Below are 22,734 nucleotides of genomic sequence, written 5' to 3' on the forward strand. Positions count from 1 at the left end.
GGTCGGTCGTCCCCGGGACTGGATCAGTCGTGGGAGTGGAGAGGCTTGCCCGCCAGGGCCAGGTGGGCTTCGCCCATCGCCTCGTTCTGCGTCGGGTGGGCGTGGATCAGCTGCGCGACCTCGGCCGGCAGCGCCTCCCAGTTGTAGATCAGCTGCGCTTCGCCGACCTGCTCGCCCATACGGTCACCGACCATGTGGACGCCGACCACGGCACCGTCCTTGACCTGGACGAGCTTGATCTCGCCCGCGGTCTTCAGGATCTTGCTCTTGCCGTTGCCCGCGAGGTTGTACTTGAGCGCGACGACCTTGTCCGCACCGTAGATCTCCTTGGCCTTGGCCTCGGTGATGCCGACGGAGGCGACCTCGGGGTGGCAGTACGTCACCTTCGGAACGCCGTCGTAGTCGACCGGGACGGTCTTGAGACCGGCCAGGCGCTCGGCCACCAGGATGCCCTCGGCGAAGCCGACGTGGGCGAGCTGGAGCGTCGGGACGAGGTCGCCGACGGCAGAGATCGTGGGGACGTTGGTCTGCATGTACTCGTCGACGAGGACGTAGCCGCGGTCCATCGCGACACCCGCCTCCTCGTAGCCCAGACCCTGCGAGACCGGGCCGCGGCCGATGGCGACCAGCAGCAGCTCCGCCTCGAAGGTCTTGCCGTCGGCGAGGGTCACACGCACGCCGTCCTGCGTGTACTCGGCCTTGTCGAAGAAGGTGCCGAGGTTGAACTTGATGCCGCGCTTGCGGAAGGCGCGCTCAAGAAGCTTGGAGCTGTTCTCGTCCTCGACGGGGACCAGGTGCTTCAGGCCCTCGACGATGGTGACGTCGGTGCCGAAGGACTTCCACGCCGAGGCGAACTCGACGCCGATGACACCGCCGCCCAGGACGATCGCGGACTTCGGTACGCGGTCGAGCTTGAGCGCGTGGTCCGAGGAGATGATGCGGTTGCCGTCGATCTCCAGGCCCGGCAGCGACTTCGGCACGGAGCCGGTCGCCAGCAGCACGTGGCGGCCCTGGACACGCTGGCCGTTGACGTCCACCGAGGTGGGCGACGAGAGCTTGCCCTCACCCTCGATGTAGTGCACCTTGCGCGAGGCGACGAGCCCCTGCAGACCCTTGTACAGGCCCGAGATCACGTCGTCCTTGTACTTGTGGACGGCCGCCATGTCGATGCCCTCGAAGGTGGCCTTCACACCGAACTGCTCGGCCTCGCGAGCCTGGTCGGCGATCTCGCCGGCGTGCAGCAGCGCCTTCGTGGGGATGCAGCCGTTGTGCAGGCAGGTGCCGCCGACCTTGCCCTTTTCGATCAGTGCGACGTCCAGGCCCAGCTGAGCTCCGCGCAGGGCCGCGGCGTAACCGCCGCTACCACCGCCGAGGATCACTAGGTCGAAAACGGTGCTGGCGTCGTTCGCCACGTCACGTCCTCCATGCATGTGCGCCGTACGCCGGGCCCCGTCGCTGGGGTGTGACCGGCCGGTCGGCTGGTGTTCGGCCGCTTGCGTTATTCGGCCCTGTGGTGGGGGCCCTGTCCTGCCGAGAACCCATCTTCGCACTTGTTGCGGGCGGACGGGACGCGGGCCCCTGCTCCGAGCCGGACGAAGACCGGGCCCGGACGGTTACCGAGGCGTACGGATTTCCGGAGAAACCGGTCAGAGCCACTGAGGTGAACGCCCACGGCCCCGGACGTATGCCCGGGGCCGTGTGTGACGTGCGAGATCCGCGCGCGGAGTGCGCGAGGACGCCGGAGCCGGACGTCAGCCGAGGTCGCCGGCCGCGGTGCGCTCGGCCAGCCGCACCAGGGTGCGGACCGAGGAGCCGGTGCCGCCCTTGGGGGTGTAGCCGTACGGGGCGCCCTCGTGGAAGGCGGGGCCCGCGATGTCCAGGTGCGCCCAGGCGATGCCCTCGCCCACGAACTCCTGGAGGAAGAGGCCGGCCACCAGACCGCCGCCCATCCGCTCGCCCATGTTGGCGATGTCGGCGGTCGGCGAGTCCATGCCCTTGCGCAGGTCCGCGGGGAGCGGCATCGGCCAGGACGCCTCGCCGACCTCCTCCGCGATCTCGTGGATCGACGTACGGAACGCGTCGTCGTTGGCCATCACACCGAAGGTGCGGTTGCCCAGCGCCAGGACCATCGCGCCCGTCAGGGTCGCCACGTCCACGATCGCGTCCGGCTTCTCCTCGGAGGCGCGGGTCAGCGCGTCGGCCAGGACCAGCCGGCCCTCGGCGTCGGTGTTGAGGACCTCGACGGTCTTGCCGCTGTACATGCGCAGCACGTCACCGGGGCGGGTGGCGTTGCCGGACGGCATGTTCTCGGCGAGCGCCAGCCAGCCGGTGACGTTGACCCGCAGGCCGAGGCGGGAGGCCGCGACGACGGCGGCGAACACCGCGGCGGCGCCGCTCATGTCGCACTTCATCGTCTCGTTGTGCCCGGCCGGCTTGAGCGAGATGCCGCCCGAGTCGTACGTGATGCCCTTGCCCACCAGGGCGAGCGTCTTCTCCGCCTTGGGGTGGGTGTAGGCCAGCTTGACCAGGCGCGGGCCGTGGGTGGAACCCTGGCCGACGCCGAGCAGACCGCCGTAGCCGCCCTTGACGAGCGCCTTCTCGTCCAGCACCTGCACCTTGATGCCGTGCTCCTTGCCGGCGGCGGCGGCCACGGCGGCGAAGGACTCGGGGTACAGGTCGTTCGGCGGGGTGTTGATCAGGTCGCGGGCCCGGTTGATCTCCTCGGTGACCGCGACGGCGCGCTCGGCGGCAGCCTTGAACGCCTTGTCGCGCGGCTTGGCACCGAGCAGGGTGACCTCGGCGAGCGGCAGCTTCGCGTCGTTCCCGGCTGACTTGGACCGGGGCGCCAGGCGGTCCTCGCCGCCCTGGTAGGCGGTGAAGGCGTACGCGCCCAGGAGCGCGCCCTCCGCGATCGCCCCGGCGTCCTCGGCGGACTCCGTCGGCAGCGCGAAGCCGGCCTTCTTCGAGCCCTTCAGCGCACGAGCGGCGCTGCCCGCGGCCCGGCGCAGTGCCTCGGCCTCGTACGCGTCGTCCTTCGCCGGGACCGGACCGAGGCCGACCGCGACGACGACCGGTGCCTTGAGACCGGACGGCGCGGGGAGCTTGGTCACTTCGCCCTCGGCACCGGAGGCGCCCAGGGTCTCCAGGACGGCGGCGAGCTTTCCGTCGAACGCCTTGTCCACGGCTTCGGCGCCCGGTGCCACGACCAGGCCCCCCGACGTGGACCCAGCGCCCTTGGCGACGCCGACGACCAGTGCGTCGGCGCGCAGCGTCGCCGCACCGGAGGTGCTGAGAGTGAGAGCTGTCACGGTGGTGAAATCTCGCTTCCGTTGAGTTGTGTGCTGGTCTGTGGTGGTCGTGGGGGTGGCCGACCGTGCCCGGTGCATCGTGGACGCCGCCGCGATGCGCCGGGAATGAGCCTACGCGCGCCCATGCGTCCGGTTCACGGGGGCGGGCCGTCCGGGTGCGGGCCAGGCCCTAACCCAGCGACAGGGCCACCAGAGCCGCCGTCGCCGCAGTCTCCTCCAGTGCCCCGAAAACGTCACCCGTCACCCCGCCGAAGCGCCGCACGCAGTGACGCAGCATCAGCTGCGCCGCCGCCAGGCCCGCCGCGACGGCGAGAGCGTGGTGCAGAGCGGCACCGTGGCCGCCCAGCAGCGCGCCGGCGCCCGCGCAGCACACGGCCACCGCGCAGCACACCGCCAGCGCGCGCAGGAGCGGCACGGTGCCCGCGACGGCCGCGCCGAGCCCTTCCGGGCGGGCGGGCGGGATGCCTGCCCGGGAGGCCAGGGTGAGGGCGAGCCGGGCGGTGACGGCGGCGGCGACCGTACCCAGGGCTCCGTCGGCCCAGCCCCGGCCGTAGAGCCCGGCCAGGGCCGCGACCTGGGCGAGCAGCACGAGGACCAGGGTGATCACCCCGAACGGTCCGACGTCCGACTGCTTCATGATCCGCAGCGCGTCCTCGGCCGGCTTCGCGCTGCCGAGCCCGTCGGCGGTGTCCGCGAGCCCGTCCAGGTGCAGCCCTCTGGTCACAGCGGCGGGGAGCGCGGCGGACGCGACCGCCGCCATCAGCGGGCCCGCCCCGCCGAGCAGGAGCAGCACTCCCGGTACGGCGGCGAGCAGTCCCACGGCCAGCCCGGCGAGCGGGGCGCACAGCATGCCCGCGCGTGCGGTGGTGCGGTCCCAGCGGGAGACGCGGACGGGGAGCGCCGTCAGGGTGCCGAAGGCGAAACGTATGCCGTGGATGTTCAGGGAGGTCACGGCGCGCAGGCTAACCGGTGCGCCCGCACGCTAGATTGTGCAAAGTGGCCTGAAAGCCTCAATCGGTGACAGTCGGGCGGAGGTGGCATGGGTCACTGGTTCCAGGAGAACATCGTCGAGCCGGGCAAGCTCCCGCTGCTGATCGCGCTGAGCGCCTTCGTGCTGACGTTCGCCGTCACCCGGATGATCACCCGGCTGATCAGGGCCGGAAAAGGGCCGTTCCGCAACATCACGCCCGGCGGCGTGCACGTCCACCACGTCGTGCCGGGCGTCGTGCTCACGGTGGTCGGCGGTTTCGGCGCGGTCGCCAGCGGTCAGCGCGGCGTCGCCGCCTCACTCCTCGCCGTGGTGTTCGGCGTCGGGGCCGGCCTGGTGCTCGACGAGTTCGCCCTGATCCTGCACCTCGACGACGTGTACTGGACGGAGGAGGGCCGCCAGAGCGTGGAGGTCGTCGTCCTCACCGCCTCGCTCGTCCTGCTGGTGCTCGGTGGCTTCTCGCCCCTCGGGGTGGACGAGCTGAGCGGAGAACAGCAGCAGAACCGGCTGACGGTCATCCTGACCTACGTCCTCAACTTCGCCTTCGTGCTGATCGCCCTGTTCAAGGGCAAGGCCCGGATGGCGGTGATCGGCACCCTCATCCCGTTCGTCGCGCTGGTCGGGGCGCTCCGGCTGGCCCGGCCCGCCTCCCTGTGGGCGAAGCGCTTCTACCGCAGGCGCCACAAGACCCGCGCCAGGGCCGTGCTGAGGGCCTATCACCACGATGTGCGCTGGGTGGGCCCGCGCCGCCGCTTCCAGGACCTCATCGGCGGTGCCCCTGACCGGGCGCCGCTGCCGGGGCCCCGCCCGGGCAGCGGTCCCTGAGTCCGGCGGGCCGCCGTGTTCCGGCAGGCCCCGCCCGTGTTCCGGCAGGGGCCCCGGACCTCGTCAGGCGGTCGAGTCCGCGGGGCGGCCGTCCCCGGCGAGCTCCCCGGAAGGTGCCTCGTGGTCCCCGTCGACCTCGCCCTCCTCGCCGTCCCCGTCCTCGGGCTCCTGCGGACGCTCGGGCAGCTCCGCCGCCAGGGCCGCGGCGGCCTGGACGAGCGGCAGCGCCAGCAGGGCGCCGCTGCCCTCGCCCACGGTCACGCCGTGGTCCAGCAACGGCGTCAGCGCCATCCTGTCCAGCGCCTTGAGCTGTGCGGGCTCCCCGCTCAGCTGACCCGCGAGCCACCAGTCGGGGGCCCGGAACGCCGCCCGCTGGGCCACCAGCGCGCAGGCCGCCGAGACCACTCCGTCCAGCACCACGGGCATCCGGCGTACCGCGCTCTGCAACAGGAAACCGGTCATCGCCGCCAGATCGGCCCCTCCCACCGCCGCCAGCAGCTCCAGCTGGTCACCGAGGACCGGGCGCGCGCGGCGCAGCGCGTCACGGATCGCCGCGCACTTGCGCATCCACGCCAGATCGTCGATGCCGGCGCCGCCCCGCCCGGTCACCACCGAGGCGTCGGTCCCGCACAGGGCCGCGATCAGGGTCGAGGCCGCCGTCGTACCGCCCACGCTCAGGTCACCCAGCACCACGAGGTCGGTGCCGGAGTCGGCCTCCTCGTCGGCGACGCGCATCCCGAGGCGCACGGCCTGCTCGGCCTCCTCGGCCGTCAGGGCGTCCTCGACGTCGATCCGCCCGCTGCCGCGCCGCACCCGGTGGCGTACGACCGCCTCGGGCAGCAGCTCCGGATCGCAGTCCAGACCGGCGTCCACGATCCGCACCGGGACGGAGAAGCGGCGTGCCAGCACGGCGACGGGGCTCGCACCGTCCAGCACCGCCCGCACGAGCTCGTGCGCGGACCCGGCGGCCCGGCCGGACACCCCGAGCTCCGCCACCCCGTGGTCCGCCGCGAACAGCACCACACGCGGCCGGTCGACCGGCCTGACCGGGACCGCCTGCTGAGCGGCGGACAGCCACTCGCCCAGCTCGTCGAGCCGGCCGAGAGCGCCGCCGGGAACGGCCAGCCGCTCCCGGCGTTCCTCGGCGTCACGCCGTACACCCCCGTCGGGGCGTTCGATCAGGTCGGAGAAGTCGTCCAGATTCACGGGGATCTGCCTCGCGGGTCGTCACAGGGTGGGCCGGAACCCGCCCGGGGGCTCCTGTGCGGAACAGTACCCGGCACTCCGTGCCGCATCCCCGGCCCGCACCCGCCGGCGATCAGCCCCGCAGCACCAGCGCCCGCCCCGCCACCACGAGCAGCACCTGCTCGCACTCGGCGGCGAACGCGGAGTTCAGGCGGCCCAGTTCGTCCCGGAAGCGCCGCCCGGACGCCGTGGCGGGGACCACGCCCGAGCCGGCCTCGTTGGTCACGGCGACGACCGTACGGCGCGTGCCGCGCACCGCGCGGACCAGTTCCGCGACCCGTTCGCGCAGCTTCTCCTCGCCGCCGTCCGTCCAGCGCTCGTCGTCCCACGCGCCGGCCCGGTCCATCGCGTCCGTCAGCCACAGCGACAGACAGTCGATCAGGAGCGGCGGGCCGTCCTCCTCCAGAAGGCCCGTCAGCTCGCACGTCTCCTCCGTGCGCCAGGCGGCGGGCCTGCGATCCCGGTGCAGCCCGATCCGCGCCTCCCACTCCGCGTCCCCCTGGCGGCGGCCCCCGGTCGCCACGTACACCACCTCGGGAAAGGTCTCCAGGCGCTGTTCGGCCTCCACCGACTTCCCCGACCGGGCGCCGCCCGTCACCAGCGTGCGCCGGGGCACCTCGGGCACGGCGTGGTAGGCGCCCACCGGCAGCGTCGTCCCGTCCGGTACGGCCCGCGCCCCGCCCGCCGCGAGACGGCGGTCCAGCTCGGCACCGGGAGGCGCGTCGTGGTCCAGGTGCACGGCGACGATCTCGGTGGCCGCCCCGACGGCGTTCACGGCCCGCAGCCGGGCCACCGCGTCCGGCCGTGCGATCACGTCGCACACGACCATGTCGTACGGCTCCGCGACCGGGTCGGCCAGACCGGCGGGGGAGGCCCCGGGCGGCAGGTAGAGCAGCCGCTCGCCGTCCGGTGACGTCACCTCGTACCCCGTGCCCGGCGCGTCCATCGCCAGGGCGCGCACCCGGTGACCGCTGATCAGCGTCAGCTCCTGGCCGTCCGGAATCCGCCCCGCGGGCGGCAGCGAGGCGGGCAGCTCCATCGCGGGCCCGTCATGAGGGTGGGTCAGCAGCACCTGACGTACGGCGGCGAGCGAGCGGCCCGCGCGGGCGGCGGCGAACACGGCGCCGGGGGTGAGGTCCAGCAGCAGCGCGTCGTCGACGAGCAGCGCGGTCGCCGCGCGCGCCCGCGCACCACGGGAGGACGCGCACGCGGCGCAAGGGCAGTCGGGCCGCGGCAGCCCGTCGGGGGCGCCGGTGCCGAGCAGAGTCAGTTCCACGCTCTGATCCTCCCGTGTCCATGAACCACCTGCGCGGCCGGGACACCCACTAGTCTTCGGGGAGCAACGTGACCCAGGAGGCGGACATGGCGTGGACGTGGCGGTTCGAGAAGTCCGACGGTACGGAGACGGAGCCGGCGCTGCAGCCGGAGGAGTTCACGACCCAGGGCGACGCGGAGTCCTGGATCGGTGAGTTCTGGAAGGAGCTCCTGGAGGGCGGCGCCGACCAGGTGACGCTCTTCGAGGACACGACGAAGATCTACGGCCCGATGAGTCTCCAGGCCGACTGAGGCCCTCCGGCCCGCCCGCGCCCTCGTGTCCGGGCGGGCCACGGCCCCGTGGCCGCCCCGCCCCTGGCCGGCGCTCAGATCTCGCCCAGGGTGACCTCGGCCGTCCTCGCCGAGCCCCCTCGTGTGTACGTCACCGTGACCTTCTGGCCCGGCTTCGCGCCCGCCAGTGCCTCCGAGAGCGACGTGATCGTCGTGATCCGGTCGTCGCCGACCTTCGTCACGACGTCCCCGACGCGCAGGCCCGCCTTCTGCGCGGCCCCGCCGTCCTGGACGCTGACGACGGCGACACCGGCCGGCTGGTAGTCGTCGTCCACGACGGTGCGGCCCGTGATGTTCAGGCCCGCCCGCCCCGAGTCGGTGACCTTTCCCGACTCGATGATCTGGTCGGCGACCGTCCGCACCATCGAGACCGGGATGGCGAAGCCGATCCCGGGTGCCGCGCTGCCGCCCAGCTGCGGGTCGGTAGCGGCCAGGGTCGGGATGCCGATCACCTCGCTGTCGAGGTTCACCAGGGCGCCGCCGCTGTTGCCGGGGTTGATGGCCGCCGAGGTCTGCACCATGTCGACGAGGGTCGCCCCGGTGCCGCCGCCCGAGCTGCTCTCGCTGACGGTCCGGCCCACCGCCGACACGATGCCCTGGGTGACACTGCTGGACAGGCCGAGCGGCGAGCCCATCGCCAGGACGATCTGCCCCACCCCGACCTCGTCGGTGTCGCCGAACCTCGCGGCCCGCAGCCCGTCGGGGACCTCGTCGAGCTTGATGACGGCCAGGTCCTGGTCCGGATAGCTGGAGACCAGGGAGGCCTTGAGCACCTGCTCGCCGGTGGCGACGCTGACGTCGAAGGTCTTCTTGTCGCCCACCACATGGGCGTTGGTGACGACATGGCCCTTGTCGTCGTAGACGATGCCCGAGCCGAGCCCGTCCCCGGCGCCGACCTGCACGACGGAGGGCAGCACGTCCCTGATGACGTTCTGGTACTGCTCCTCCAGATCGCCCGCCGCCCGGGACACCACATCCTGACGGGCCGGGGCGGCCGTGGGGGCGGACGGCGCTCCCGCGCAGCCGGCCGCCAGGGCGATCAGGCAGCCGCCGGCGGCCAGGGGCGTGAACGAGCGGCGTACCCGGCTGCGGAAAGGGGATGCGTCCATGCCCGGAGTATCGCCAGGGCCCGCCGCCGACGGCCTGCGCTGGTGGGCCGATCAGGCGTACGCTCCCGGCCGTGTCAGCCGCGTACCCCGCACAGGTGCAGCAGTGCGGCGATCCCGCGGTACGGGTCCGTCCGGCCCGCCTTGTCCTCCGCGGCGAACACCTTCGCCAGCTCCTCGTGCCCGGGCAGCTCCGCCTCGTTGCTCACGTTGTCCGTGAAGACCCGCACGCCGTACCAGGCGTGCAGCGGTGCCGCGATCCCCGCGAGCGTGGCCCGCAGCGCGTCGAGCCGGTCGGCCCGGACGTCGAGCCCGAGCCTGTTCCGGTACGTGTCCGTGTCGAACGCGGCGAGGGCCGCGCCGAAGTCACCGTCGAGGCCCGGCCGCATCGCGAGCGCGTCCGCGTTCCGTACGAGCAGCGACAGCAGCCCGCCGGGCGCCAGCATCCGCGCGAGCCCGGCCAGCATGGGGTCCGGCTCCGGGACGTACATCAGCACGCCGTGGCACAGCACGACGTCGAAGCTGCCGGGCAGGAAGTGCACCCCGGTGTCGCGGCCGTCGCCCTCGATGAGGCGGAACCGCTCCCTGATGCCCTCGGGCTCGCGCGCGAGGGACTCACGTGCCGAGCTCAGCATCTCGGCGTCGGACTCCAGGCCGGTGACGGAGTGCCCGGCCCGCGCCAGGCGCAGGGCCTGCGTGCCCTGGCCCATGCCGACGTCGAGCACCCGCAGCCGCTGCCCCACGGGGAAGCGCGCGGCTATCTGCTCGTCGAGCTGCCGGGCGACGAGCTCCTGGCGGACCGTGTTGCGCAGTCCGCCGAGCCCGCCGAGCCACTGGGTGGAGCCCCCCGTGAAGCCTGAGGTCTCCGTGCTCAGGGCCGCTCTCCCCGCTTGACCTGCGGCTTGGGAAGACGCAGACGGCGCATCTGGAGCGTGCGCATCAGGCCGTAGGCCACCGCGCCGCGCTTCGGGGTGTCAGGGAAGCGCTGGGCCAGCTGCTTCCTGAGCCGGAACCCGAGGCCGATGGAGTCGACGACGATCAGCACGATCACGCCGAGCCAGAGCAGCAGCGAGATGTTCTGGATGTTCTGGACCTGGATCACGCTGAGGATCAGGATGATCACCGCGAGCGGGAGGAAGTACTCCGCGATGCAGAAGCGCGAGTCCACGAAGTCGCGGACGTAGCGCCGCACGGGGCCCTTGTCGCGCGCGGGCAGATAGCGCTCGTCACCGGAGGCGAGCGCCTCCCGCTGACGGGCCATGTCCGCCCGGCGTGCTTCGCGCTGGCGCCGCGCGGCCTCCTTGCGGTCGGTCGGCGCGCCACTGGAGGCACGCCGGCGCTGCGTCTGGGCGTCGCTGCGCTTGGGGGTGGGGCGACCCTTGGGAGCCTGAGGGTCGCGGGGCGTCTTGGAGAGGTCCGCCGTCACCTTGCCGGTGGGGGCCTTCTCTTCCTTGGAGCGGCTACGGAACACAAAACCCAAGGGTACGGGGTCGGCTGCGGCTCCCGAGGACCGGCCGGGAACGATCCGGCAACGGCCCGCGTCCTGAAAAGTGTCCCGACAGGGGCAGAACGGACGCCGCCCAGGCTTTTCCCCGAGGTTCGTCTACTCCTTGCGCGGGAGCGGTCACCGGCGGCAGTCGTCCTTGGGTAGGAGCACATCCGTGCTCGAACAGTGCGGTAATGGAGACAGGGCCCGTACTGTGGGTTCTGTTGGAGTGCTGGAGCTCAGTCCGTCAGAAGGGGGCGCGCGAAGCCCATGAGCGGTGTCATGAAGCGTATGGGAATGATCTTCCGCGCGAAGGCAAACAAGGCCCTTGACCGGGCCGAGGATCCGCGCGAGACCCTCGATTACTCGTACCAGAAGCAGCTGGAGCTGCTCCAGAAGGTACGCCGCGGGGTCGCCGACGTGGCGACCTCGCGCAAGCGCCTGGAGCTGCAGCTGAACCAGCTGCAGGGCCAGTCGTCCAAGCTGGAGGACCAGGGCCGCAAGGCACTCGCGCTCGGCCGCGAGGACCTGGCCCGCGAGGCGCTGTCCCGGCGCGCCGCCCTCCAGCAGCAGGTCACCGACCTGGAGACGCAGCACCAGACGCTGCAGGGCGAGGAGGAGAAGCTCACCCTCGCGGCCCAGCGCCTGCAGGCGAAGGTCGACGCCTTCCGCACGAAGAAGGAGACCATCAAGGCCACCTACACCGCCGCCCAGGCCCAGACCCGGATCGGCGAGGCCTTCTCGGGCATCTCCGAGGAGATGGGCGACGTCGGCCTGGCGATCCAGCGGGCCGAGGACAAGACCCAGCAGCTCCAGGCGCGCGCGGGAGCCATCGACGAGCTGCTCGCGTCCGGGGCCCTGGACGACCCCTCCGGCACGGCGAAGGACGACATCGCCGCCGAGCTGGACCGGATCTCCGGTGGTACGGATGTAGAACTGGAACTGCAGCGGATGAAGGCCGAGCTGGCCGGCGGTTCCGCCGGGCAGCAGCAGGCCATCGAAGGCGGTGCGCAGGACGCGGCACCGCAGTCGCAGCAGTCCCCGCACAAGTTCGACAAGCAGTGAGGACGGCGTCGTGATCGTACGGATCATGGGGGAAGGCCAGGTCAGCCTGGCCGACAGCCATGTCGCCGAGCTGGACGAGCTCGACGACATCCTCCTCGCGGAGATGGAGAGCGGTGACGGACCCGGCTTCCGCACCACGCTCCACGCGCTCCTGGACAAGGTGCGCGAGCTCGGCTCGCCGCTCCCCGACGACTCCCTGGAGCCCTCCGAACTGATCCTGCCGGCCCCCGACGCCACCCTCGAAGAGGTGCGCTCCATGCTCCGCGACGGCGGGCTCATCCCCGGCTGAGGGGCCTGCCCGCTCCGCACTCCTCATGGTGCCCCGCCCCGGTCCCGGCCGGCGCGGGGCACCGTGCGTGGGCCGTCTTCGTGGCCGCCTCCGGACATCGCCCGGACCTCGCCGTCGAGGGCACGCCGTACCGTTGTCCAACGTGACCACCCTCGGAACCGGGTTCGTGCGCGCCCGCCGCTGGCTGCGCGGCCACCCCCTCGCCTTCGACGCGTGGCTCGCCGCCGCCGTGCTCGCCTGCATGATCTGCGCGTCGTTCGCCGAGCAGAATCCGGGCCGCGGCCCCGTCTTCGGCACCCGGACCCCCGAACCGTCGAGCGTGCTCCTGATGGTGCTCGCCGCCGGGGCCCTCGTCCTGCGCCGGCGCAGGCCCATGACGGTGCTCGCCGTGACCGGCCTGCTCTCGGCCGCCGAGTTCCTTCTCATGGACCCGCCCGCCCCCGTGGTGCTGAGCACGGTCATCGCGCTCTACACCGTCGCGGCCGGCACCGACCGCCCCACCACCTGGCGCGCGGGTCTGCTGACCATGGGGGTGCTGACCGTGACCGCGATGTCGGCCGGAGCGAGCCCCTGGTACAGCCAGGAGAACCTCGGCGTCCTCGCGTGGACCGGTCTGGCCGGGGCCACCGGGGACGCGGTGCGCAGCAGACGGGCGTTCGTCGACGCGATCAGGGAACGGGCCGAACGCGCGGAGCGCACCCGCGACGAGGAGGCCCGCCGCAGGGTCGCCGAGGAGCGGCTGCGCATCGCCCGGGACCTGCACGACGTGGTCGCCCACCACATCGCCCTGGTGAACGTCCAGGCCGGCGTCGCGGCGCACGTCATGGACAAGCGCCCCGACCAGGCCAAGGAGGCCCTCGCCCACGTACGGGAGGCCAGCCGCTCGGCGCTGAACGAACTGCGGGCCACGGTCGGGCTGCTGCGCCAGTCCGGCGACCCGGAGGCCCCCACCGAACCCGCCCCGGGGCTCGCCCTCCTGGACGCGCTGGTGGAGACGTTCCGCAACGCGGGCCTCCCCGTCGAGGTGGCCCGCACCGACCGGGACAGCCCGCTTCCGGCGGCGGCCGACCTCGCGGCCTACCGGATCATCCAGGAGGCCCTGACCAACGTGCGCAAACACGCGGGCGCCGGCGCGAAGGCCGAGGTGAGCGTCGTCCAGGTCGGGGGGACCGCGGAGATCACGGTCCTGGACACGGGCGGGGGAGCGGTTCCCGTCCCGGGGCCGGACGACGGCGGCGGCCACGGCCTGATCGGCATGCGCGAACGCGTCACCGCGCTGGGCGGCACCCTCACGGCGGGGCCCCGTTACGGAGGCGGATTCAGGGTTCATGCGATCCTGCCGGTCACCGCCCGCACACGCGCGCCGGAACGGCCGGGCACGGCGGGGAGGACGGGGGGATGCGCATGACGCCCATCAAGGTGCTGCTCGCGGACGACCAGGCACTGCTGCGCAGCGCGTTCCGGGTCCTGGTCGACTCCGAGCCCGACATGCAGGTCGTGGGTGAGGCGGCCGACGGTGCGGAGGCCGTGGCACTGGCGCGTTCGACGGGGGCGGACGTCGTCCTCATGGACATCCGGATGCCGGGCACCGACGGGCTCGCCGCCACCCGGTCGATCAGCGCGGACCCGGACCTCGCCGGCGTCCGCATCGTCATGCTCACCACCTTCGAGGTCGACGAGTACGTGGTGCAGTCGTTGCGCGCCGGGGCCTCCGGCTTCCTCGGCAAGGGGGCGGAGCCCGAGGAGCTGCTCAACGCGATCCGCATCGCGGCGGCCGGCGAGGCGCTGCTCTCCCCGGCGGCCACCAAGGGCCTGATCGCCAGCTTCCTCGCCCAGGGCGGCAGCGCGGGCGAGGGTCCGGAGTCCGCCGAGTACTCCGCGCGCCTGGCGGCGCTCACGGGACGCGAGCGCGAGGTGCTCGTGCTGGTCGCCGGCGGCCATTCCAACGACCAGATCGCCGACCGGCTCGCCGTCAGCCCGCTCACCGTGAAGACCCATGTGAACCGGGCCATGGCGAAGCTCGGAGCGCGGGACCGGGCGCAATTGGTGGTTATTGCGTACGAATCGGGCCTGGTCCGCCCCAGGGTGGAGTGACGGGTGGAGCCGCGGCTACTCCAGCTGCGGTATGCCCGCCACGAGAAAGCAACCCGCGGGCCGACGAATCCGGCCGCGGGATGGGCGAACGTATAGGTGGGCGGGCTGTGTCCCCGGCGACCGTGTGAGGTCGCCGACCAGCCGCCCACCTGCCGCGTACGCCACAGAAGAGAGACCCACCCATGTCCTGGCTGTCCAGATTCAGCCTCGCGCAACGGGCCCTGATCGGGCTGATCTCGATCGTCGCGCTCGTCTTCGGAGCGATCGCGATCCCGCAGCTCAAGCAGCAGCTGCTGCCCACCATCGAGCTCCCGATGGTGTCGGTGCTGGCCCCCTACCAGGGTGCGTCTCCCGACGTGGTCGAGAAGCAGGTCGTCGAACCCCTCGAGAACGCCATCAAGGCCGTCGACGGCATCGAGGGCATCACCTCGACCGCCAGCGAGGGCAACGCCGTCATCATGGCGACCTTCGACTTCGGTGACGAGGGCACCAAGCAGCTCGTCGCCGACATCCAGCAGGCCGTCAACCGTGCCCGCATCCAGCTGCCCGACGACGTGGACCCGCAGGTCATCGCGGGTTCGACCGACGACATCCCGACCGTCGTCCTCGCCGTCACGTCCGACAAGGACCAGCAGGCGCTCGCCGACCAGCTGGACCGCACGGTCGTCCCGGCGATCGAGGACATCGACGGCGTCGGCCAGGTCACGGTCGACGGCGTCCAGGACCTCCAGGTCGCCGTCGTCCCCGACGACAAGAAGCTCGCCGCCGCCGGGCTGAACGCCGGCTCGCTGGCCCAGGCCCTCCAGGCCGGCGGCGCCACCGTCCCGGCGGGGTCCTTCGCCGAGTCGGGCAAGAGCCGCACCATCCAGGTCGGCGGCTCGTTCACCTCGCTCCAGGAGATCGAGGACCTCAAGGTCTCCGCGCAGAACCCGGCGACGGGCAGGGGCGGGAAGCCGGTCCGTGTCGGTGACATCGCCACGGTGAAGCAGGAGCCCGCCACCGCGGTCTCCATCACCCGCACGAACGGCAAGCCGAGCCTCGCGGTCGTGGCGACGATGGACCAGGACGGCAGCGCGGTCGCCATCTCGGACGCCGTCCAGGACAAGCTTCCGGACCTGCGCAAGGACCTCGGCGCCGGTGCCGAGCTGACGGTCGTCTCCGACCAGGGGCCCGCCGTCTCCAAGGCGATCTCCGGGCTGACCACCGAGGGCGCGCTCGGCCTGGTCTTCGCGGTCGTCGTGATCCTGGTCTTCCTCGCGTCGATCCGCTCGACCCTGGTCACCGCGGTCTCCATCCCGCTCTCCGTGGTCCTCGCCCTGATCGTGCTCTGGACCCGTGACCTGTCGCTGAACATGCTCACGCTCGGCGCGCTCACGATCGCGATCGGGCGCGTCGTCGACGACTCCATCGTGGTTCTGGAGAACATCAAGCGGCACCTCGGATACGGCGAGGAGCGCCACTCGGCGATCACCACCGCGGTCAAGGAGGTCGCGGGCGCGGTCACCTCGTCCACGCTCACCACCGTCGCGGTCTTCCTGCCCATCGGTCTGGTCGGCGGCATGGTCGGCCAGCTCTTCGGTTCGTTCTCCCTCACCGTCACGGCGGCGCTGCTGGCCTCGCTGCTGGTCTCGCTGACCGTCGTACCGGTCCTGTCGTACTGGTTCCTGCGGGCCCCCAAGGGCACCGACGCCGACCCGGACGAGGCGCGCCGCAAGGCCGAGGAGAAGGAAGCCGCGAGCCGGCTCCAGCGGATCTACGTCCCGGTGCTGCGCTTCGCGACCCGGCGCCGTGTCACCAGCATCGTCATCGCCTTCGCGGTCCTGTTCGGCACCTTCGGCATGGCACCCCTGCTGAAGACGAACTTCTTCGACCAGGGCGAGCAGGAAGTCCTCTCCATCAAGCAGGAGCTGACTCCCGGCACGAGTCTGGAGGCGGCCGACGAGGCCGCGCAGAAGGTGGAGAAGGTCCTCGCCTCGGACAAGGGTGTCGAGGACTACCAGGTCACCGTCGGCTCCTCCGGCTTCATGGCCGCCTTCGGCGGCGGCACGGGTGCCAACCAGGCGTCCTACCAGATCACCCTGAAGGACTCGGCCGACTTCGACGCCACGCAGGAGCGGATCGACGAGGCCCTCGGCAAGCTCGACGGCATCGGCGACACCACCATCGCCGCGGGTGACGGATTCGCCAGCCAGGACCTGAGCGTCGTGGTCAAGGCCGCCGACGCGGACGTCCTGAAGAAGGCGTCCGAAGCGGTGCGGGCCGAGGTCGCGAAGCTCGACGACGTCACCGACGTCCAGAGCGACCTGGCGCAGAGCGTCCCCCGCATCTCGGTCAAGGCCAACGACAAGGCGGCCGACGCGGGATTCGACGAGACCACGCTCGGCGGCGCGGTCGCCGGCGCGGTGCGCGGCACCCCGTCCGGCAAGGCGATCATGGACGACACCGAGCGTGACGTCCTGGTCAAGTCGGCGAACCCGGCCACCACGATGGCGGAGCTGAAGGCCCTGCCGCTCGGCCCCGTCACGCTCGGCCAGATCGCCGATGTCGAGCTGGTCCCCGGCCCGGTCTCCATGACCCGGATCGACGGTCAGCGCGCGGCGACGATCACCGCCAAGCCGACCGGCGACAACACGGGCGCGGTCAGCGCCTCGCTCCAGACGAAGATCGACGCCCTGGATCTCCCGGAGGGTGCCACGGCAACCATCGGCGGTGTGACGCAGGACCAGGACGACGCCTTCATGAAGCTGGGCCTGGCCATGCTGGCGGCCATCGCGATCGTCTTCATGCTGCTGGTGGCCACCTTCCGGTCGCTCGTCCAGCCGCTGATCCTGCTGGTCTCCATCCCCTTCGCGGCGACCGGCGCCATCGGTCTCCTCGTCGCCACCGGGACCCCGATGGGTGTCCCGGCGATGATCGGCATGCTGATGCTGATCGGCATCGTGGTGACCAACGCGATCGTGCTCATCGACCTGATCAACCAGTACAGGGCTCAGGGCATGGGCGTCGTCGAGGCGGTCGTCGAGGGCGGACGCCACCGTCTGCGCCCGATCCTCATGACGGCACTGGCGACGATCTTCGCCCTTCTCCCGATGGCGCTCGGCGTCACCGGCGAGGGCGGCTTCATCTCCCAGCCGCTGGCGGTCGTGGTGATCGGCGGTCTGATCACCTCCACGCTGCTCACCCTTCTCCTGGTGCCCACGCTCTACGCGATGGTGGAGCTCCGCAAGGAGCGCCGCGCCAAGAAGAAGGCGGCCAAGCGCGAGGCGAAGTCCGGCGACAACCCCTCGGGGGCGGCCGAGGCTCCCTCGGAGGAGCCGGAGCCGGCGAAGGCCTGACGCGGGCCCTGCCCGCAAGCCACGAGGAAGGCCCCCGATGCCGTCGTACTGCATCGGGGGCCTTCCTCGTGGCAGTGAGAGCGGTGCCAGGGCTGGACCTCGCCGTACGCGCCCTGAAAGAGCGGCTGACGCCCGCCCCAGGGGCCCAGGGGCGAGCCCGTGCGCCGGGAGAAGCCAGGCGCGCCGTGCCCAGGGCCAGGTGCGCGCCCCCGCGGCAGGAGACACGCGGCCTGCGCCCTGGGGGAGGCAGTGGCCCCGCGCTCAGGGCCAGGCAGCTGCCCCGCGTCCGGGGCGAGGCAGGCGCCCCGCGCCCTGGGCCAGGGCCCAGGGAAGCGCCCCGCGCCCGGGCATACAGGCACCCCGTGCCCGGAGTCAGGCGGGCGGCCCGTACCGGGGGAGCCATACAGGCGCCCCGCGCCCGGGGCCAATACAGGCGGCCCGTCGCCCCGAGGGGGGCGACGGGCCGCCTGGGTCCGGTCCGAGGACTACGGGAGCGCCAGCATCCGCTCCAGCGCCAGCTTCGCGAACTTCTCCGTCTCGGCGTCGACCTGGATGCGGTTCACCAGGTTGCCCTCGGCCAGCGACTCCAGCGTCCACACCAGGTGCGGCAGGTCGATGCGGTTCATCGTCGAGCAGAAGCAGACCGTCTTGTCGAGGAAGACGATCTCCTTGTCCTCGGCAGCGAAACGGTTCGCCAGACGGCGGACCAGGTTCAGCTCCGTACCGATCGCCCACTTCGAGCCGGCCGGAGCCGCCTCCAGCGCCTTGATGATGTATTCCGTCGAGCCCACGTAGTCCGCGGCGGCCACGACCTCGTGCTTGCACTCCGGGTGCACCAGCACGTTGACGCCCGGAATCCGCTCCCGCACGTCGTTGACGGACTCCACCGAGAAGCGCCCGTGCACCGAACAGTGCCCGCGCCACAGGATCATCTTGGCGTCCCGCAGCTCCTGCGCGGTCAGCCCGCCGTTCGGCTTGTGCGGGTTGTAGAGGACGCAGTCCTCCAGGGACATCCCCATGTCCCGCACGGCCGTGTTCCGGCCGAGGTGCTGGTCCGGCAGGAAGAGGACCTTCTCACCCTGCTCGAAGGCCCACTCCAGCGCCCGCTTCGCGTTGGACGAGGTGCAGATCGTGCCGCCGTGCCTGCCGGTGAACGCCTTGATGTCGGCCGAGGAGTTCATGTACGAGACCGGCACGACCTGTTCGGCGACCCCGGCCTCCGTCAGCACGTCCCAGCACTCGGCGACCTGCTCGGCCGTGGCCATGTCGGCCATCGAGCAGCCTGCCGCGAGGTCCGGCAGGACGACCTTCTGGTCGTCGCCGGTCAGGATGTCCGCCGACTCCGCCATGAAGTGCACGCCGCAGAAGACGATGTACTCCGCCTCGGGCCGCGCCGCCGCGTCCCGCGCGAGCTTGAAGGAGTCGCCGGTGACGTCGGCGAACTGGATGACCTCGTCGCGCTGGTAGTGGTGGCCGAGCACGAAGACCTTGTCCCCGAGCTTCTCCTTCGCCGCGCGCGCCCGGGCCACCAGGTCCGGGTCGGACGGGGAGGGCAGGTCGCCGGGGCATTCGACCCCGCGCTCGCTCCGCGGGTCGGCCTCGCGGCCGAGCAGCAGAAGGGCGAGGGGCGTGGGCTGGACATCCAGGGGCTGGGCGGTGGTCACGACACGCACCCTTTCTTTTCTGCGAAACGCCTTTTCGTCTAATTGACGTTATCTATCATAACCGCTTCGTGTCAGCTTGACGATGCCGATAGCGTCGATGTGACGCATCCCCCGGCGGGGCCGGTGTGCGAGCATGAAGGTGAACAGACACGCGCCTGGCCCGGAATGAATCCGCGGCCCCGACGGTTGGACCGTCGGCAAGCAGTCCGTACAACCCGGGAGAGAAGCAGATGTCCGTATCGGACGAGACCACCACCGTGAGCGACGGCATCCTCCTGTCCGACGCCGCCGCAGCCAAGGTCAAGGCCCTGCTGGAGCAGGAAGGCCGGGACGACCTCGCGCTGCGCGTCGCCGTACAGCCCGGAGGCTGCTCGGGCCTGCGCTACCAGCTCTTCTTCGACGAGCGCTCGCTCGACGGGGACGTCGTGAAGGACTTCGGAGGCGTCAAGGTCGTCACCGACCGGATGAGCGCCCCGTACCTGGGCGGCGCCTCCGTCGACTTCGTGGACACCATCGAGAAGCAGGGCTTCACGATCGACAACCCGAACGCCACGGGCTCCTGCGCCTGCGGTGACTCGTTCAGCTGAGCCCGAGTCGTACCGAGAGCGGCGGCGCTCCCCTTTCCGGGGGCGCCGCCGCTTTTTCGTGCGCGTGAACTCCTGCCCCGTGCCCGTGTGCCCCTGCCTCCGACGTGTGCCTCGTTCGAGGAGCGCCGCCGACTCGTGGTCGAGGGGCCGAACGGCTGAGGGGCTGAGGGGCCCGACGGGGTCTGGAGGTCCGAGGCGCCGAGGGTGCGCCTCAGGCGCGCGGCACCGTCCGGCCGGTGTCCGCGTCCACCACGGTCCTGCCGTCCAGCGGCGCGTCCAGCGTCACGGTCCGGGTCAGCTCCTTGGCGATCATGATGCACGCCTTCCCGGGCTCCTGCCGCGACTCGGTGACCGTGACCCGGACCCGCGTGCCGTCCTCCGTAGCGGACGCCTTGTACGTGCTGCACACGCCGCCCCAGAAGGTGACGTCCAGCGTCCGGCCGTCCGAGCTGTACGAGAGGACCTCGGGGCCCCGGCCCTCCGGGTCGTGGGTGGGCTCCGGAGCGGGCCTGCTGGGATCCGGCGCCAGGTGCTCCGGATCCACCGCGACCTGTACGACGGTGTTCCCGGGGCCGCCCCCGTCGGGCCGCACGGAGAACAGCCAGGAGGGCACCAGGATCTGCTCCCCGCCGGAGGTCCGGGCGGCGAGTCCGAACGTGGCCCGCTCGACCGTCACGGTGGTGGGCGGCGGTGTGTCCCCCCGTGCCTCGCAGCGGGCCTGCGGCGATGCCGGATCGCTTCCCGGCGCATCGCCCTCGGCCGTATCGCCCTCCAGGGGCTCCGGGGTCGCGCACCCGCCGATGCCGCCCTTCGGCGCCCGCGCGCTCTGCTCGTTCAGCTGCTTCAGGGCGTCCTGCGCGGCGAGGACCGGATAACTGTCGCCCTTCTCCAGCCCCTTCAGGTGCCCGCTGCCGCCGACGACCTCGCCGTCGGCGCCCACCTGGACACCGGTCGACCAGCCGTACGTCGGCAGTCCGCCCACGACGGGATCGGCGTTCACCACCCGCAGGGAGCCCATCACCTGGCGCGCGTCGAGTGCCGCACCGTCCTGCCCCACGGCCTTGAGCACCGGAGCAGCCGCCGCCTTCGCGGCCTTCTCGCTCACGGGGGAGCCGGACGGAGCGGTGGCGCGCTTCGAGCAGGTCTCCGGGGACTCGCAGGCATCCGTGCCGCCGACGGAGTGCCGCGCGAACGTCCAGGTCCCTGGCGCCTGCTTGTTCACCCGCAGGAAGGGTCCCGACCCGTCCCCCTCGCTGCCCACCTTCCAGGCCGTGCCCTCCGCACGCGGGGTGCCCGGTACACCGAGGGCCTCCGCCAGCCGTGTCACCTCGGCCGCGGTCACCGTGCCCTGTGCCCGGTGGACGGCGGCCGTCCCGGGGCCCTCCGGCAGCGGGCCCTCGGCGCGGTACACGACCCCGCTGCCGTGCGGGTCGGGCTCACCGGGGGCGATGCCCTGCGAAGGCGCGGAGGGGCCGTCGGCCAAGTCCAGTGCCAGGGGCGGGGGTGCGCCGTCCGAGGCGGCCCGGCCGGCGTCCGTACCGCCGTCGCCCGAGGCGGTGGAGGCCCAGTAGGCCGCCCCGCCCCCGGCCAGCAGCACGGCCGCGGCCACCGAGGCCACCGCCAGCGGCGGACGCCGCCGCCGTGGGCGGATCGTGTCGTTCTCGGGTCGCTCGGTGCTCACCGGATCGCTCCTTCGGCTGCCTGGCCGTCACTGGCGCATCGTCCGTCACCCGTATGGGGACACCGGTGGGACGGGACGCAGGAGCGCGCGGTTCCACCCGCTCGCGCGGGGGAGCGGCCGGGATCAGTCCCCGTACTCGGACATGGCGTCGATCAGCCGTGCGGAGGACGGCGGCACGGTGACCCCATGGATGCGGGAGGGCTCCACCGGCTTCGCGGTGGTCTTCGCGGGTACGACCCAGTGCGGGGCCATCCGCGCGCAGTCCCCGCGCAGCTCGGCCAGGCTCATCTCGGACTCACGCGGAACAATAGGGTTCGACATATTCGAACCGTACGCACGGTGGAGCTCAGGTAGAAAGACCTACTATCGGGTAGTTTTGACCCTTCGAGCACGGTCGCTCCAGCGGGTAGCGTGAACTGTCATGCCGTCCCGGAGGCGCGCTCGCCGCGTTCCCTCCGCCATCCGCAGGAGCATCCTCGCCGTGCGCATTGCAGTCACCGGCTCCATCGCCACCGACCACCTGATGACCTTCCCCGGCCGATTCGCCGACCAGTTGGTCGCGGACCAGCTGCACACGGTCTCCCTCTCCTTCCTCGTCGACAACCTCGATGTGCGCCGCGGGGGCGTCGCCGCCAACATCGCCTTCGGCATGGGCCTGCTCGGGACGGAGCCGATCCTGGTCGGTGCCGCCGGGGCGGACTTCGACGACTACCGCGCCTGGCTCGACCGGCACGGCGTCGACACCGGATCGGTCAGGATCTCCGAGGTCCTGCACACGGCCCGCTTCGTCTGCACGACGGACTCGGACCACAACCAGATCGGCTCCTTCTACACGGGCGCGATGAGCGAGGCCCGGCTGATCGAGCTCAAGAGCGTCGCCGACCGGGTGGGCGGGCTCGACCTCGTCTCCATCGGCGCCGACGACCCCGAGGCGATGCTCCGCCACACGGAGGAGTGCCGTTCGCGGGGCATCCCGTTCGCCGCCGACTTCTCGCAGCAGATCGCCCGGATGGACGGCGAGGAGATCCGGATCCTCCTCGACGGCGCCACGTACCTCTTCTCCAACGAGTACGAGAAGGGGCTCATCGAGTCCAAGACCGGCTGGAGCGACGAGGAGATCCTGTCCCGGGTCGGCCACCGCGTCACCACCCTCGGCGCCCGTGGGGTCCGCATCGACCGGGCCGGCCACGACCCCATCGAGGTCGCCTGTGCCGAGGAGGAGCGCAAGGCGGACCCGACCGGCGTGGGTGACGCCTTCCGGGCCGGCTTCCTCTCGGGCCTGGCCTGGGGGGTGAACCTGGAGCGCGCCGCGCAGGTCGGCTGCATGCTCGCCACCCTGGTCATCGAGACCGTGGGCACCCAGGAGTACACCCTGCGTCGCACCCACTTCATGGACCGCTTCACCAAGGCCTACGGCGACGAGGCCGCCACCGAGGTCCGCAAGCACCTCTCCTGA

At 72.0% G+C, this 22,734-nt stretch carries 20 protein-coding genes; 9 read left to right on the forward strand and 11 right to left on the reverse strand.

What is annotated here, in order from left to right; all coding sequences use genetic code 11:
• Positions 1 to 23: 23 nt before the first annotated feature.
• The 3 genes from lpdA to ACFY8O_RS10505 form a co-directional block, all read right to left on the reverse strand.
• The gene (lpdA, locus tag ACFY8O_RS10495) at positions 24 to 1,412 is read right to left on the reverse strand and encodes a dihydrolipoyl dehydrogenase (RefSeq protein WP_145802000.1); all 1,389 of its coding nucleotides are present in this window, start codon (positions 1,410 to 1,412) and stop codon (positions 24 to 26) included.
• A 339-nt stretch (positions 1,413 to 1,751) separates the two neighbouring features.
• Positions 1,752 to 3,308: a leucyl aminopeptidase gene (locus ACFY8O_RS10500; protein ID WP_145802002.1), complete on the reverse strand. Its 1,557-nt coding sequence runs from the start codon at positions 3,306 to 3,308 to the stop codon at positions 1,752 to 1,754.
• A gap of 169 nt (positions 3,309 to 3,477) precedes the next feature.
• Positions 3,478 to 4,260, reverse strand: coding sequence for an adenosylcobinamide-GDP ribazoletransferase (locus ACFY8O_RS10505; RefSeq protein WP_387900554.1), 783 nt, complete (start codon positions 4,258 to 4,260; stop codon positions 3,478 to 3,480).
• Between the two features lie 87 nt (positions 4,261 to 4,347).
• On the opposite strand from ACFY8O_RS10505, the gene ACFY8O_RS10510 reads away from it, so the two are divergent.
• On the forward strand, positions 4,348 to 5,121 hold the full coding sequence (locus ACFY8O_RS10510) for a hypothetical protein (protein ID WP_387900556.1): 774 nt from the start codon (positions 4,348 to 4,350) through the stop codon (positions 5,119 to 5,121).
• 63 nt (positions 5,122 to 5,184) lie between these two features.
• On the opposite strand, the gene cobT is transcribed toward ACFY8O_RS10510, so the two are convergent.
• Both cobT and ACFY8O_RS10520 read right to left on the reverse strand, forming a co-directional pair.
• Complete coding sequence (gene cobT, locus ACFY8O_RS10515) at positions 5,185 to 6,327, reverse strand: nicotinate-nucleotide--dimethylbenzimidazole phosphoribosyltransferase (RefSeq protein ID WP_387900558.1); 1,143 nt, start codon at positions 6,325 to 6,327, stop codon at positions 5,185 to 5,187.
• Between the two features lie 112 nt (positions 6,328 to 6,439).
• Entirely contained in the window at positions 6,440 to 7,642 is a 1,203-nt protein-coding gene (locus tag ACFY8O_RS10520; protein ID WP_145802011.1) for a bifunctional adenosylcobinamide kinase/adenosylcobinamide-phosphate guanylyltransferase, read from the reverse strand.
• A gap of 86 nt (positions 7,643 to 7,728) precedes the next feature.
• On the opposite strand from ACFY8O_RS10520, the gene ACFY8O_RS10525 reads away from it, so the two are divergent.
• Positions 7,729 to 7,932 (forward strand): hypothetical protein, encoded by a 204-nt coding sequence (locus tag ACFY8O_RS10525; RefSeq protein ID WP_033300039.1) that lies wholly within the window; start codon positions 7,729 to 7,731, stop codon positions 7,930 to 7,932.
• A gap of 74 nt (positions 7,933 to 8,006) precedes the next feature.
• Here ACFY8O_RS10525 and ACFY8O_RS10530 read toward each other — a convergent pair whose 3' ends face one another.
• The 3 genes from ACFY8O_RS10530 to ACFY8O_RS10540 form a co-directional block, all read right to left on the reverse strand.
• Positions 8,007 to 9,080: a S1C family serine protease gene (locus ACFY8O_RS10530; protein WP_387900560.1), complete on the reverse strand. Its 1,074-nt coding sequence runs from the start codon at positions 9,078 to 9,080 to the stop codon at positions 8,007 to 8,009.
• Positions 9,081 to 9,154: 74 nt separating this feature from the next.
• Positions 9,155 to 9,889 carry a class I SAM-dependent methyltransferase gene (locus tag ACFY8O_RS10535; RefSeq protein WP_387901094.1) on the reverse strand — a complete coding sequence of 245 codons (735 nt, stop codon included), beginning with the start codon at positions 9,887 to 9,889 and terminating at the stop codon, positions 9,155 to 9,157.
• 59 nt (positions 9,890 to 9,948) lie between these two features.
• A complete protein-coding gene (locus ACFY8O_RS10540) occupies positions 9,949 to 10,548 on the reverse strand; it encodes a DUF3043 domain-containing protein (RefSeq protein ID WP_145802017.1) in 600 nt (199 codons plus the stop codon).
• A gap of 297 nt (positions 10,549 to 10,845) precedes the next feature.
• Between ACFY8O_RS10540 and ACFY8O_RS10545 the strand changes: the two genes are divergently transcribed.
• The 5 genes from ACFY8O_RS10545 to ACFY8O_RS10565 all read left to right on the forward strand — a co-directional run bounded on the left by ACFY8O_RS10545 (position 10,846) and on the right by ACFY8O_RS10565 (position 17,346).
• Positions 10,846 to 11,628 carry a PspA/IM30 family protein gene (locus tag ACFY8O_RS10545; RefSeq protein WP_031093722.1) on the forward strand — a complete coding sequence of 261 codons (783 nt, stop codon included), beginning with the start codon at positions 10,846 to 10,848 and terminating at the stop codon, positions 11,626 to 11,628.
• Between the two features lie 10 nt (positions 11,629 to 11,638).
• Complete coding sequence (gene pspAA, locus ACFY8O_RS10550) at positions 11,639 to 11,917, forward strand: PspA-associated protein PspAA (RefSeq protein ID WP_387900562.1); 279 nt, start codon at positions 11,639 to 11,641, stop codon at positions 11,915 to 11,917.
• A 142-nt stretch (positions 11,918 to 12,059) separates the two neighbouring features.
• Positions 12,060 to 13,325 carry a histidine kinase gene (locus ACFY8O_RS10555; RefSeq protein ID WP_387900563.1) on the forward strand — a complete coding sequence of 422 codons (1,266 nt, stop codon included), beginning with the start codon at positions 12,060 to 12,062 and terminating at the stop codon, positions 13,323 to 13,325.
• Positions 13,322 to 14,011 (forward strand): response regulator, encoded by a 690-nt coding sequence (locus ACFY8O_RS10560; protein ID WP_387901096.1) that lies wholly within the window; start codon positions 13,322 to 13,324, stop codon positions 14,009 to 14,011. Before ACFY8O_RS10555 ends, ACFY8O_RS10560 begins: the two co-directional genes overlap by 4 nt.
• 182 nt (positions 14,012 to 14,193) lie before the next feature.
• On the forward strand, positions 14,194 to 17,346 hold the full coding sequence (locus ACFY8O_RS10565; RefSeq protein WP_387900565.1) for an efflux RND transporter permease subunit: 3,153 nt from the start codon (positions 14,194 to 14,196) through the stop codon (positions 17,344 to 17,346).
• A gap of 485 nt (positions 17,347 to 17,831) precedes the next feature.
• On the opposite strand, the gene nadA is transcribed toward ACFY8O_RS10565, so the two are convergent.
• On the reverse strand, positions 17,832 to 19,019 hold the full coding sequence (nadA, locus tag ACFY8O_RS10570) for a quinolinate synthase NadA (protein ID WP_387900567.1): 1,188 nt from the start codon (positions 19,017 to 19,019) through the stop codon (positions 17,832 to 17,834).
• 221 nt (positions 19,020 to 19,240) lie between these two features.
• Here nadA and ACFY8O_RS10575 point away from each other — a divergent pair, with 221 nt between their 5' ends.
• Positions 19,241 to 19,597, forward strand: a complete 357-nt coding sequence (locus ACFY8O_RS10575) for an iron-sulfur cluster assembly accessory protein (RefSeq protein ID WP_014045490.1) — start codon at positions 19,241 to 19,243, stop codon at positions 19,595 to 19,597.
• A gap of 211 nt (positions 19,598 to 19,808) precedes the next feature.
• Here ACFY8O_RS10575 and ACFY8O_RS10580 read toward each other — a convergent pair whose 3' ends face one another.
• On the reverse strand, positions 19,809 to 21,278 hold the full coding sequence (locus ACFY8O_RS10580) for a hypothetical protein (protein WP_387900569.1): 1,470 nt from the start codon (positions 21,276 to 21,278) through the stop codon (positions 19,809 to 19,811).
• Positions 21,279 to 21,401: 123 nt separating this feature from the next.
• The gene (locus tag ACFY8O_RS10585) at positions 21,402 to 21,599 is read right to left on the reverse strand and encodes a hypothetical protein (RefSeq protein ID WP_145802031.1); all 198 of its coding nucleotides are present in this window, start codon (positions 21,597 to 21,599) and stop codon (positions 21,402 to 21,404) included.
• 160 nt (positions 21,600 to 21,759) lie between these two features.
• Here ACFY8O_RS10585 and ACFY8O_RS10590 point away from each other — a divergent pair, with 160 nt between their 5' ends.
• Positions 21,760 to 22,734, forward strand: coding sequence for a carbohydrate kinase family protein (locus tag ACFY8O_RS10590; RefSeq protein ID WP_145802033.1), 975 nt, complete (start codon positions 21,760 to 21,762; stop codon positions 22,732 to 22,734).

This window comes from Streptomyces argenteolus, from assembly GCF_042902585.1.
GTDB lineage: Bacteria > Actinomycetota > Actinomycetes > Streptomycetales > Streptomycetaceae > Streptomyces > Streptomyces argenteolus.